Origin of the sequence: Flavobacterium notoginsengisoli (assembly GCF_042686225.1) — a bacterium.
GTDB lineage: Bacteria > Bacteroidota > Bacteroidia > Flavobacteriales > Flavobacteriaceae > Flavobacterium > Flavobacterium notoginsengisoli.
This window is the reverse complement of sequence record NZ_JBHUOT010000008.1, coordinates 55,810-67,590: the sequence shown is the minus strand read 5'-3', so window position 1 is coordinate 67,590 and position 11,781 is coordinate 55,810. Positions and strand designations below refer to the sequence as shown.

At 34.8% G+C, this 11,781-nt stretch carries 12 protein-coding genes, 1 tRNA gene and 1 pseudogene; 9 read left to right on the top strand and 5 right to left on the bottom strand.

The features are described 5' to 3' along the window. Positions 1-9: 9 nt before the first annotated feature. The 3 genes from ACFS3A_RS17805 to ACFS3A_RS17795 all read left to right on the top strand — a co-directional run bounded on the left by ACFS3A_RS17805 (position 10) and on the right by ACFS3A_RS17795 (position 4,280). Positions 10-1,488: a DUF1254 domain-containing protein gene (locus ACFS3A_RS17805; protein ID WP_379826913.1), complete on the top strand. Its 1,479-nt coding sequence runs from the start codon at positions 10-12 to the stop codon at positions 1,486-1,488. A gap of 36 nt (positions 1,489-1,524) precedes the next feature. Further along, positions 1,525-3,972: an arylsulfatase gene (locus tag ACFS3A_RS17800; RefSeq protein WP_379826912.1), complete on the top strand. Its 2,448-nt coding sequence runs from the start codon at positions 1,525-1,527 to the stop codon at positions 3,970-3,972. A 68-nt stretch (positions 3,973-4,040) separates the two neighbouring features. Next, on the top strand, positions 4,041-4,280 hold the full coding sequence (locus ACFS3A_RS17795; RefSeq protein WP_379826911.1) for a hypothetical protein: 240 nt from the start codon (positions 4,041-4,043) through the stop codon (positions 4,278-4,280). A gap of 125 nt (positions 4,281-4,405) precedes the next feature. On the opposite strand, the gene ACFS3A_RS17790 is transcribed toward ACFS3A_RS17795, so the two are convergent. The 5 genes and pseudogenes from ACFS3A_RS17790 to ACFS3A_RS17770 form a co-directional block, all read right to left on the bottom strand. Continuing rightward, a tRNA-Tyr gene (locus ACFS3A_RS17790) sits at positions 4,406-4,486 on the bottom strand. Between the two features lie 422 nt (positions 4,487-4,908). Further along, a pseudogene (locus ACFS3A_RS17785) lies at positions 4,909-5,295 on the bottom strand (TlpA family protein disulfide reductase); the annotation flags it as partial. Positions 5,296-5,313: 18 nt separating this feature from the next. After that, the gene (locus ACFS3A_RS17780) at positions 5,314-6,075 is read right to left on the bottom strand and encodes a DUF4369 domain-containing protein (RefSeq protein ID WP_379826910.1); all 762 of its coding nucleotides are present in this window, start codon (positions 6,073-6,075) and stop codon (positions 5,314-5,316) included. Between the two features lie 264 nt (positions 6,076-6,339). After that, the gene (locus tag ACFS3A_RS17775) at positions 6,340-6,780 is read right to left on the bottom strand and encodes a KTSC domain-containing protein (RefSeq protein WP_132077405.1); all 441 of its coding nucleotides are present in this window, start codon (positions 6,778-6,780) and stop codon (positions 6,340-6,342) included. A 382-nt stretch (positions 6,781-7,162) separates the two neighbouring features. Continuing rightward, the gene (locus ACFS3A_RS17770; protein ID WP_379826909.1) at positions 7,163-7,408 is read right to left on the bottom strand and encodes a hypothetical protein; all 246 of its coding nucleotides are present in this window, start codon (positions 7,406-7,408) and stop codon (positions 7,163-7,165) included. Between the two features lie 86 nt (positions 7,409-7,494). On the opposite strand from ACFS3A_RS17770, the gene ACFS3A_RS17765 reads away from it, so the two are divergent. From ACFS3A_RS17765 to ACFS3A_RS17740, 6 genes are all read left to right on the top strand, one after another. Beyond that, a complete protein-coding gene (locus ACFS3A_RS17765) occupies positions 7,495-8,037 on the top strand; it encodes a hypothetical protein (protein ID WP_379826908.1) in 543 nt (180 codons plus the stop codon). Beyond that, the gene (locus tag ACFS3A_RS17760) at positions 8,037-8,183 is read left to right on the top strand and encodes a hypothetical protein (protein ID WP_179005364.1); all 147 of its coding nucleotides are present in this window, start codon (positions 8,037-8,039) and stop codon (positions 8,181-8,183) included. The genes ACFS3A_RS17765 and ACFS3A_RS17760 overlap by 1 nt, the downstream gene beginning before the upstream one ends. Before the next feature lie 88 nt (positions 8,184-8,271). Further along, positions 8,272-8,505 carry a hypothetical protein gene (locus ACFS3A_RS17755; protein ID WP_057116258.1) on the top strand — a complete coding sequence of 78 codons (234 nt, stop codon included), beginning with the start codon at positions 8,272-8,274 and terminating at the stop codon, positions 8,503-8,505. Next, complete coding sequence (locus ACFS3A_RS17750; protein WP_379826907.1) at positions 8,477-8,875, top strand: YchJ family protein; 399 nt, start codon at positions 8,477-8,479, stop codon at positions 8,873-8,875. Before ACFS3A_RS17755 ends, ACFS3A_RS17750 begins: the two co-directional genes overlap by 29 nt. Positions 8,876-8,981: 106 nt before the next feature. Further along, on the top strand, positions 8,982-10,100 hold the full coding sequence (locus ACFS3A_RS17745) for a vWA domain-containing protein (protein WP_109194053.1): 1,119 nt from the start codon (positions 8,982-8,984) through the stop codon (positions 10,098-10,100). Between the two features lie 104 nt (positions 10,101-10,204). Then, positions 10,205-11,668, top strand: a complete 1,464-nt coding sequence (locus ACFS3A_RS17740) for an AAA family ATPase (RefSeq protein ID WP_379826906.1) — start codon at positions 10,205-10,207, stop codon at positions 11,666-11,668. The last annotated feature ends 113 nt before the right edge of the window (positions 11,669-11,781 follow it).

The following is an 11,781-nucleotide window of genomic DNA, read 5'->3' as shown; positions in this document are numbered from 1 at the left end:
TCAATTTGTATGAAAAGATTAATTTATATCTGTTTCCTGTTGCTGGTCTTTACGGGCTGCAAAAAAGAAACAGAAACTACAGTAAGTAGTACTGACTCTTCAGAATCTGTTTCAGATTATGAATTTGTTGGCGGCTATCCTACAGAAGCTACAATCAAAAAAGCTTACGATGACGCAGATCTTACCCGGGCTATACAAGCGTATAAATTTTTCTATCCTACCGTTTCCGGCGAAGGACTGGTTAAGGGGAATGACAGTATTAAAATTACCCCAAACAAATCATTTGGAACTTTAGATACAAAACCTGGACAAATTGGTTTTACACTTAATTCCGACACTCCTTACGGACCTATTCCGATTGATTTGTCAGATGGTCCAATGGTTATAGATATTCCGAAAGGACCGCTTATTGTAGTGGCAATGGATGTCAATCAGCGCTGGGTTGCCGATATGGGAATTCCGGGGCCAGATGCAGGCAATGGCGGAAGACATTTACTTTTGCCTCCTGATTATAAAGGTGTGGTACCGGCTTCTGGTTACCATGTTTGGAAATCTTCTTCTAATAACCTTACTGTTGGTATACGCTCACTTCCAGTTGGAGGAGATGTAAAAGCAGCTATTGACCGGATTAAAACGGTAAAAGTGTATCCGCTTAATAAACCTGCAGACTGGAAAGAACCCTCCTGGCTTGATCTCACAGATAAACCTCAAAATACTACTCCTGTTGCTTGGGAAAACAATATTAAATACTGGGAAAATTTAAATGATGTAATACAACGAGAACCTGTTTATGAAGGATATAGGAATTACTATGGAGAACTGGCAGTCTTAGGAATTAAAAAAGGACAAGCTTTTAAACCTGACGCAAGACTAAAAGCAATTCTGGAAAAAGCAGCTAAGATTGCAAATGCACAAATGCGCGTTCAGTCATTTGCCGATCGTCGTCCTGATCGAATTGTCTGGAAAGACCGTCAATGGGAATGGGTGGCACTCCGATTTGAAGATGGGGATTTTAATACTCCTGATTATGTAGATCTTGATGGTCGTGAAACATGGTTTTATCAGGCAATTGGAGCTTCACCATCAATGTTTAGAAGAAAAGAAGGTTTTGGTTCATTATACTGGTTAGGCCTTAAAGATGCCACAGGAAAATATGTTGACGGCGGTAAAACGTATAAACTGACAATACCTACTCCAGTTCCCGCAAAATTATTCTGGTCTATTACTATTTATGATGCAATAACAAGAAGTCAGGTGGTTACAGATCAAAATAAAGCAGCGCTTCGTTCTTTGTTTGAACTGAAAGACAAAATAGGAGGGAAAAGTATAGACTTATATTTTGGACCGAAAGCTCCAGCCGGTAAAGAAGGACAATGGATCAAAACGTTGCCAAACAGAGGTTGGTTTGCTTACATTCGTATTTACGGACCTGAAGGTGGTGCTTTTAACAATACATGGAAACCAGGAGATTTTGAAGAAGTTAAGTAAGTAAGTAATAATTAAGAATTATTAATCCTCGTAAATATGAAGACAAAAGATAGTTTCGAAAAAGTTATCAGCATAGTTGGAAGGATAACAAAGAGTAATAAAGGATTTCTTTTTTTATGTGTAATCCTAATTTCAGATTTTAGCTTTAGCCAGGAAAACGGTAAATCGGGAACGCCAAAAGTATTGCCGCAACCTGATTTTCATTTTTCCGGATATGTAGGAAGAACATATCTGGATTCTGATCCGCCACAATTTCCACAACCTGTAAAAGCTCCAAAAGGGTCTCCAAATGTGGTGATGATTTTATTGGACGATTCAGGATTTGGACAATTTAGCACTTTTGGTGGCGGAGTTCCATCACCAACAATGGATAAACTGGCAGCAGAGGGAATACGATACAATAAATTTCATACGACAGCTTTATGTTCGCCAACCCGTGCTGCACTTATTACGGGACGCAATCATCACTCGGCTACGTTTGGTGTAATATCCGAAACAGCAACAGGTTATGATGGTTATACTTGTGTATTGCCACGCAGTTGTGGTACAATCGGAGAGGTTTTGAAACAAAACGGTTATATGACCGCCTGGATTGGAAAGAATCATAATACACCGCCTTGGGAAACAAGCGAAGCCGGACCTTTTGATCGCTGGGCAAATGGACTAGGGTTTGAATATTTTTACGGATTTAATGCGGGAGATATGAACCACTGGAATCCTGTTTTGTATGAAAACAGAAATCTTGTGCCTGCTTCAAAAGATCCGGATTACCATATGACAGTTGACCTTGCCGATCATGCGATTGCATGGGTTAGAAAAGTAAAATCAATTGCTCCGGACCGTCCGTACTTTTTATATTTAGCGCCTGGAGCGGCACATTCTCCGCATCACGCTCCTAAAGACTGGATTGATAAGTTTAAAGGTAAGTTTGATATGGGATGGGATGCCTACAGAGAACAGGCTTTTGAAAGACAGAAAAAATTAGGTGTTATTCCGGCTGATGCAAAATTGACTGCAAGACCGGAAAGTCTTCCTGCCTGGAGTTCTCTTAATGCAGACCAAAAAAGACTTTATGCCAGAATGATGGAAGTATTCGCGGGCTATGGTGCACATTGTGACTATCAAATGGGAAGAGTAGTTGATGCTGTAAAACAATTGCCAGATGCCGACAATACCATTATCATTTATATTGCAGGAGATAATGGTGCCAGTGCCGAAGGAGGTATTGAAGGATCTGTAAATGAAAATCTGTTTTTTAACGGAGTTTCAGAAAAATGGCAGGACAACATAAAATTTATAGATGAATTGGGTGGACCAAAACACTTTAATCATTTTACTGCTGAATGGGCCTGGGCAATGTGTACTCCTTTTCAATGGACAAAACAAGTAGCAAGTCATTTTGGAGGAACCAGAAATCCGATGATTATCTCATGGCCCGCCAAAATCAAAGACAAAGGAGGTTTAAGAAGTCAGTTTACACATACTATAGACATTGTGCCCACCTTGTATGATATTATAGGGATCACGCCTCCTGAAACTATTAACGGTATTACACAAAGTCCTATTGAAGGAGTTAGTTTTGCTTATACTTTTAATGATGCTAAAGCAAAAGAAAAACACACCACTCAATATTTTGAGTTAGGTGTAAACCGGGGGATTTACCATAACGGATGGATGGCATCAGCATTATCTTTTGCCCCTTGGAATCCGAACAGAGGAGCATTTGATCCGGATAAACAAAAATGGGAACTTTATAAAGTAGATGAAGATTTTACACAGGCGAATGATATAGCGGCAAGTAATCCGGTCAAGCTTCGTGAAATGCAGGATTTATGGTGGGTTGAAGCTTCTAAATACAATGTGTTGCCATTAGATTGGAGAGCCGTTGAAAGGCTTAATGGTGAACTTATGGGAAGACCGACTCTTGCTGGTGATGCTACTACTTTTACGTATTATTCAGGACAAGTGGGATTACCAAATGAAGCTTCACCGCGTATTTTAAATAAATCCTGGTCTGTTACAGCCGATGTTGATATTCCTGAAAATGGAGCAGAAGGCATGATTGTAACGCATGGTGGATTAGTTGGAGGTTATGGTTTATATGTACAAAATGGAAAACCGAGCTTTGTCTATAATAATCTAGCCTTAGAACGCCCGACAATTACAGGTAAAGATAATTTACCAAAAGGGAAAGTCAAATTGGTAGTAAATTTTAAATACGAAGGAAAAGAAAAAGAATTAGGAAAAGGTGCGACTGTTACCATGTTGGTAAACGGCAAAAAAGTGGCTGAAGAACATCTGGAAAGAACAATTCCGATTCAAATTTCACTTAACGAAGGCTTAGATATTGGAATGGATGCGGGTTCTCCGGTAGATTTTAATTATAAACTTCCTTTTGAATTTACAGGAAAAATCGAAAAAGTAACCTATAATCTTGGAGATTCTAAAGAATCCAAGTCTTCAAAATCAGCTAAAGCAAAATAATTGAGTTGTTTGAATTTTTAGAGGTCTGTTTAGGTTATTGATTTAAGTAATATTTAAATTTCAAGATTATGTCTTTACCCGATCAATTATATAATATGAAGTTTGCTGAATATTTTGATTCGATACGCAAGATGTATCTAATGGATGAAAAATTCAAAGACATCTGTGACAATTACTGCAATAATGTTGTAAATGGAGAGAATTACAGGAAAAAAAAAGAAAAAAATTTTCTGAAGGAACAGGAATGTGAAAACTTATCTAAGGAACTGGAAGAAGAAATACTTTTTTATATTGTTCGTAACAGTTAAGACATTAAGACCTGATAATGATTTTTGAGATAGTTGTTTTAATTAATCAAAGAAGTAAAAAATATAAATCTGAAATATAAATTTTGTGTATAAAAAAAGTCCTAATTTTTATTAGGACTTTTTTGTGGGGAGAGCAGGATTCGAACCTGCGAAGTTCACACAGCAGATTTACAGTCTGCCCTCGTTGGCCGCTTGAGTATCTCCCCGATCTCAGCTTGTTGTGCTTGTTGTTCTAAGCGGTGGCAAAGATAGGAACTCTTTCTACATTTCCAAACAAAAAAAGCACTTAATTTTAAGTTATTTTAAAGTTATTTTTTAATTCATTGGAATTGAATAAAATAAAAGTTCTGTAAAAATGCGTTTTTTTAATTTATTCAAAAAGGTAAGATTGTTTTTGGAGCAAATATGTAGTTTTTACTTTGATATTAGCTTTAAAAAAGTTGTCAATCATTGATCTTATTGATTTGCTTTAAATCTTAAACACCAATATAGTTTAAGGGATTGTTATGATATTCCTTATTTAAGCGAATTTTCAATTTGTTTTCAATAAGATTCCATTTTGTTCTTCATCATATCAGAATAAAAAAAATCTCCACAAGGGAGATTTTTTTATTTGGTATATTTTGTATTATTTAGCTAAAAGCTCTAAAACTTTAGCTTTTAATTCTGCACCTCTTAAATCCTGAGCGACTACTTTTCCTGATGCATCAAGAATAAAAGTTGCTGGAATAGATTCAACATTGTATTGTTTTGCAATTGGCTCATCCCAGAATTTTAGATTTGAAACGTGTGTCCAGGTTAAACCGTCTTTTGCGATCGCTTCTTTCCATTTTGCAGCATCCTTGTCTAAAGAAACACCAACGATGTTTAAACCCTTTGAATGTAATTCTTTATAGATTGCTACAACATTCGGATTTTCTTGTCTGCAAGGTCCACACCATGAAGCCCAAAAATCAACGATAGTTACTTTTCCTAAACTTTGTTTTAGAGAAATAACTTTTCCTTCGGGATTAGGAGCCGAAAAATCTGCTCTTCATTTAGCACTGCCTACCGGTGCAGCTGTAGCTCCAACAGATGGCAATTTTGCTTGTCCAAATCTGGTTTTGATTTCTTTTCCCGGAGCAGTATTTTTTACTGACTCGTCAAGAGAGTTATAAATGCTCTCTAATTTTTTAGTATCAGCAGCTGGATCATTCAACATCATTTGAACGATTAGAGCAGTGATGTAAGATTTTGGATGACCTTCAGCGTAAGCTAAATACTTCTTTTTGCTGTTTTCTCCAACCTCTTTTTGAATTTCCATGTATTGTTTCATCAAACTGTTGATAGTCGCAGTATCTTGAGCTTGTTGAGCTTGTTGCATTTTTTGGTTGTTTTTTTTCTGAAAATCGATTAAACTTTTTTGAGTTTTGTTCATCTCTTCAGTAAAAGCTACATACTCGTCATTGTTGTAAGTTCCAGAAACTTTAGATTTATGAATGCTGTCTTTATCAATAACAACTTTAATTTCTCCTGTTTCAAGAATTATTGGAATAGGTCCATTAGCGCCTTGTAAAATCAATGTATTGAAAGCAGGTTCAGTTACTTTTCCTTTTATTTCAAATTTTCCGTTTTCAACTTTTACTGTATCAAGAGCAACAGTCATTCTTGTAGCAGGATCTGTACCTTGTAAAATAATAGTTTTTCCATTTTCAATTCCTGTAGCTGTACCTGTAATAAGGTATTCTCCATCTTTAACTTTGCTGCAAGAAATGATAGCTGCAGAAGCTGTAAGTACAAAAAGTATTTTTTTCATTATAAAAAATTAATTAGTTAATTGATTTGTGCAACAAAAGTATCTAAAAATATAAAACATACAGAATTTTGTAACCTAAAATTTTGTTATAGTTTTTTTTGCTTTAACATGCATGAAATCAGCATGTTTGTTGGCTTGATTTGATTTAAAACTCTTAATTGGAAACTTAGTTGGAAACTCTGTATTCGATTTTTGAAACTTTAAACATAAAAAAAGCACTCTTTAGACAGAGTGCTTTTTTGCAAAATATAGTATTTTTTAAAACTATTCTTGATTTGTTTTCTTTCTCCAGGTAAAAGAATTTAAGATATGTCTTTTAGCAAATCTTCCAGGAGAATCAGCATTTACCATTTTAACGTAAGTCGCTTTAGGAACACTAATGTATTCGTAAACACTTCCGTTAGAAAAGTCAATAATCAAACGACCTTCAACAAATTTATAATCTGTAATAGTACAAGTTGAAATTGTTTCAGTGTACTCAGGTAAATTAAGTTTAATAGTATCAGGGTGAATACTTACTAAGAAATGGTAAGCTTCGATAATCGTTTTACTTTTTTCTTCTGCAGCTTTTAAACCAGCTTCGTCTCCAACAAATTTATCTGGATGAGATTCTTTCATCGCATTACGGTAAATTGTCTTTAAATCTTTTAACTCTGCAGTTTTTTCTACGTTTAGTAACTTGCGGTATTCAACTATTTTTTTCATAAATAAAAGGTAACTACTTGTCTATTAGTTTGAAATCGATATTAATTAGTTCAAATCGACAAATTTTTTGCAAAGGTACACTTTTTTTTAACTTTTTAGTTTTGATGGAAAAAATATTGAAAAAAGTTAACCGTAAGTTTATTTAACCGAAAACTATTAACGGCTAAGTTTTTTTTCTACCGCAAAGCACACTAAGATTTACGCAAAGTACACAAAGATTTTTTGAGTAATGTTTATAAACATTAAGTTCGCAAAGCTTTATCTACCTAAAGCTTTGCGAACTTTTTATTCTCAATGTATAATGCCTGAAAAAAACAACCTTAGCGTTCTTTGCGGTAAAAAAATATGCGTTCCAATAAAACCTGAAACCTGAAACAAAAAATTATTCCGGTTTATGATTGGCTTTATCGAAGTTTCTGGATTTCTTAGGATATTTATCGTAACTGATATCGCTTGGATTTTCAATAACAGATTTTATAGTGATCCAGTCACCAAGATTAAATTTTGCCTGAACCGTTTTATAGTCTAAAAGATATTCACCGCAGAAATAATTATTGTTTTCATCTTTTTCGATAATGCCGGTGTAAACTCCTTTTTGCGGCATTTTTTGTTGTGCATCTTTAGACATGATTCTCTGTTTTTAAATTAAAGGACAAAGGTAAGCAATTAAGGTTTGTTTTACGGATTTATGTCTAAACTGAGTATATTTGCAGCATGCAGAAAAACTTTAAGCCACATCCAAATTCTTTTAAAAATACCTTTTGTGCTTTTCATGAAGTTCTTCCGGAAGTAATCGAAGATTTAAAGAAACAGTTTGAAAGCAAAGCAGGAAGTACTTATTATTATACAGAAGCAGGAATGTATCGTGTTTCAAATCACTGGGGACGGCTGGCAAACAGTAAATGGCGTTTGATTGCCCGTGATCCGGAAACAGAATCGAAAACGAAAATTGGTTTTGCAAAATGGGAGGAATTTTATCCTGATAATGCAACAGATAAACTTTATTATATAGAAGCTGATTTTGAAAACAACTTAGCTAATTATGAACATAAAAATAATCCTGAATATAACGGGAAAGCGGTTTTAAGAACGAGTTCTGAAACTACAAAACGTTTAAAACAAATCAGGAATCTTCAGCAGCTGACCAATTGGGCAAAACATTTTGATTATGAAGATATTGATGATTTACGAAAACAGATTATCAACGAATTGATTTTTACCGAGAAAACTTTAGAACAAATTAAAAGAGAAGTATAATGGGACGCAATAACGAAAAGAATATCAAAAAGCATAACGATAAATTGCACAAAGCCCAGGCTAAGAAAAAACAAGCCGAAGTTTCGCGCAAAGAAAAATTAAAGGAAATAGTAAAGAAATTCAACGAAAGTAAAAACGAAGAGTAAAATAGTAGTTTCAAGTTTAAGGTTTCAGGTTCCAAGTTAGCTTTGCGAACCCGAAACTTGAAACTTGAAACCTGAAACAAAAAAACAAATGAATAGTAAATTCGAAACCTTAAAAGCAAGCGTACAGGAAATCATTGATTTAATCGCTGCAAAAAATGACAGAGAAGCTAATAATAAACTATTAGAAGTAAGCGAAACATTAGACGAAATGATTGATTTTGCCGAAGAAGATGAAGAAGTGAGAGAAATTACCCGTTATCAGGTTTTATTGAATCAGCTTCATGTAAAAATTAATGGAGAAGAACCGGTTGATGGAGAGTAATAAATGTTTCTGCGACACAGGATTGTTGTTTGAAAATTGCTGTGGATTGTATTTGAGTGGAAATCAAAAAGCGCCTTCGGCATTAACATTAATGCGTTCAAGATATTCTGCATATGCTTCTCATAATGCTGATTATCTGATGGAAACTACCTATGTTTCAGAAAGAAAATACTATTCTAAACCTGAAATTTTAAGATGGGCAGTTTCAAATAGATGGCAGAAATTGGAAATCCTTAGTTTCACTGAAGATACAGTAGAATTCAAAGCTTATTTTATAGATTCAAACCAATACTCACAAGTGCATTATGAGTTTTCTACTTTTAAATTTGAAAATAATATCTGGTATTATTTGGATGGAAAGTTTGAATAATTATTATATCTAACACTGTTAGTTGAGATTTTTGATTAAATATTTTAACTAAAAATTAATAAACGATTCGTTTTTCATAATTCTAAAAAGACGTAATTTTAGATTTATGAAAAACGAATTTAAAAAAGGCTTTTATTTTAAGACTTACGAAGCTCCTTTTCAGTCTCCGTTTGATAAACTTTTTACGATTTTTAAAGAGTTGATCACCCATACTTCGGGTGATTTTGATGAAGCTATCAACTGGCTTCGGGAACTGGATAAAGAATACAAACTTACCGACGAGAATTATACTATAGATGATTTTATCGAAGATTTAAAAAAGAAAGGTTACATCAGAGATGAAGTTAAAGGTGATGGAAGTTCTGGTTTTGGAATTACGGCAAAAACCGAAAGAGCAATCAGACAACAGGCTTTAGATCAAATATTTGGAAACCTGAAAAAATCCGGAAGCGGAAATCATAAAACCAAATATGCCGGAAGCGGTGATGAACATACGGGCGAATTCCGCGAATATAATTTCGGCGACAGCCTGGAAAGAATTTCATTAACAGAAAGTCTTCGAAATGCTCAGGTCAATAACGGTGTTGATAATTTTATGCTTACTGAAAACGATTTGATCGTAGAAGATGCTCAATATAAAGCACAAATGAGTACAGTATTAATGATTGATATTAGTCACAGTATGATTCTGTACGGAGAAGACCGTATCACTCCGGCAAAAAAAGTAGCAATGGCATTGGCAGAATTAATCACGACAAGATATCCAAAAGATACATTGGATATTTTGGTTTTTGGTAATGATGCCTGGACGATTCCGATTAAGGATTTACCGTATTTACAAGTTGGACCGTATCATACTAATACCGTTGCAGGTTTACAATTGGCTATGGATATTCTGAGAAGAAAACGAAATACCAATAAACAAATTTTCATGATTACCGACGGGAAACCAAGTTGCGTTCGCGAACGTGATGGTTCTTATTATATGAATAGTAACGGTCTGGACGAGTACATTGTTGACAAATGTTACACACAGGCACAGCAGGCGAGAAAACTACATATTCCGATTACTACTTTTATGATTGCCAGAGATCCGTATTTACAGCGTTTCGTAAATCAGTTTACGGAAGCCAATCAAGGGAAAGCATTTTATACCGGACTGAAAGGTTTGGGAGAAATGATTTTTGAAGATTATGAAGCGAATAGGAAGAAGAGAATTAAATAAGGTACAGAGGTTCTGAGATTCAAAGGTTCAAAGGATTTTTTGTAGGAACGCACCGCAGTGCGTCTAACGCGCGCCAAATAAATAACAATCTATATTTCAATAAAATGGAAATCAATACTATAAAGACATTAGGTCAATTAAAAGCCGCTGGATATAAAAGTACAAGCATAAAGGATGAATTGCGAAATAACCTTCGCGAAAAAATAAAATCTGGAAAACCTGTTTTTGAAGGTGTTCACGGTTTCGAAAATACTGTAATTCCAGAATTAGAAAGAGCTATTTTATCTCGTCATAATATTAATCTTTTGGGACTTCGCGGACAGGCAAAAACGCGTCTGGCTCGCAAAATGGTCGAATTATTAGATGAATATATTCCTTTTGTAGAAGGTTCAGAAATTAATGATGATCCATTAAATCCAATTTCTCGTTTTGCAAAAGATTTAATTGCAGACAAAGGAGATGAAACTCCGATTTCATGGTTACACAGAAGTGACCGTTTCTTTGAGAAACTGGCAACTCCAGACGTAACTGTTGCTGATTTAATTGGTGATGTTGATCCAATAAAAGCCGCAAATCTCAAATTATCGTATGCAGACGACCGCGTAATTCATTTCGGAATGATTCCGAGAGCCAATCGTTGTATTTTTGTAATTAACGAATTACCCGATTTGCAAGCTAGAATTCAGGTGGCGCTATTTAATATTTTGCAGGAAGGCGACATTCAGATTAGAGGTTTTAAATTGAGAATGCCTTTGGATATGCAGTTTGTTTTCACCGCAAATCCGGAAGATTATACCAATAGAGGAAGTATTGTTACGCCGTTGAAAGATCGAATTGGTTCGCAGATTCTAACACATTATCCTGAAAATATTGCTATTGCAAGAACGATTACTGAACAGGAATCTAAATTAGATCAAAATCAGACTGATATTATTTATGTACCGAGTTTGGCGAGAGATATTTTAGAACAAATAAGTTTTGAAGCCCGCGAAAGCGAATACATTGATAACAAAAGTGGTGTAAGTGCCAGAATGAGTATTACGGCTTTTGAAAATCTGATAAGTACAGCAGAACGACGAGCTTTGCTTTCAGGTGCAGATAAAACAACTTTACGTTTATCAGATTTTGTTGGAATTATTCCAGCCATTACAGGAAAGGTAGAATTGGTGTACGAAGGAGAGCAGGAGGGAGCCGATGTTGTAGCAGAAACGTTGATTGGTTCAGCAATTCGAACGCTATTTCCGGAATATTTTCCGAAAATTGAAAAATTAGAAAAACCAGACGAGAAAACGCCATATTCTGATGTAGTAGAATGGTTTTTTGCAGAAAGCGGTTTCGAATTATTAGACGATGCTTCAGATAAAGAGTATAAAAGTATTTTGGATGAAGTGACGCCTTTAGATGATTTACTAAAAAAATACCAGCCACAAACAGCCAAAGAAGATATTTATTTCCTTAAAGAATTTGTTTTGTGGGGATTAGTTGAATATAAGAAGTTAAGTAAAGACCGATTTGCCAAAGGAAATCAGTTTAGGGATATTTACGGGAGTTATATTAGTAAGTTCTAAAACTATATTTAATAATAAAGTTAAACCCGACAGATATTGAAATCTGTTGGGTTTATTTTTTTAAACGCATAGAAGCATAGGATTTTTAGATTTGTAAAAAGACAATTGAAAGA

Coding starts and splice junctions, on each gene's coding strand:
- ACFS3A_RS17795 (WP_379826911.1), top strand. CDS start 4,041: ATGTCTTTACCCGATCAATTATATAATATGAAGTTTGCTGAATATTTT.
- ACFS3A_RS17745 (WP_109194053.1), top strand. CDS start 8,982: ATGAAAAACGAATTTAAAAAAGGCTTTTATTTTAAGACTTACGAAGCT.
- ACFS3A_RS17805 (WP_379826913.1), top strand. CDS start 10: ATGAAAAGATTAATTTATATCTGTTTCCTGTTGCTGGTCTTTACGGGC.
- ACFS3A_RS17800 (WP_379826912.1), top strand. CDS start 1,525: ATGAAGACAAAAGATAGTTTCGAAAAAGTTATCAGCATAGTTGGAAGG.
- ACFS3A_RS17765 (WP_379826908.1), top strand. CDS start 7,495: ATGCAGAAAAACTTTAAGCCACATCCAAATTCTTTTAAAAATACCTTT.
- ACFS3A_RS17760 (WP_179005364.1), top strand. CDS start 8,037: ATGGGACGCAATAACGAAAAGAATATCAAAAAGCATAACGATAAATTG.
- ACFS3A_RS17775 (WP_132077405.1), bottom strand. CDS start 6,780: ATGAAAAAAATAGTTGAATACCGCAAGTTACTAAACGTAGAAAAAACT.
- ACFS3A_RS17750 (WP_379826907.1), top strand. CDS start 8,477: ATGGAGAAGAACCGGTTGATGGAGAGTAATAAATGTTTCTGCGACACA.
- ACFS3A_RS17770 (WP_379826909.1), bottom strand. CDS start 7,408: ATGTCTAAAGATGCACAACAAAAAATGCCGCAAAAAGGAGTTTACACC.
- ACFS3A_RS17755 (WP_057116258.1), top strand. CDS start 8,272: ATGAATAGTAAATTCGAAACCTTAAAAGCAAGCGTACAGGAAATCATT.
- ACFS3A_RS17740 (WP_379826906.1), top strand. CDS start 10,205: ATGGAAATCAATACTATAAAGACATTAGGTCAATTAAAAGCCGCTGGA.
- ACFS3A_RS17780 (WP_379826910.1), bottom strand. CDS start 6,075: ATGAAAAAAATACTTTTTGTACTTACAGCTTCTGCAGCTATCATTTCT.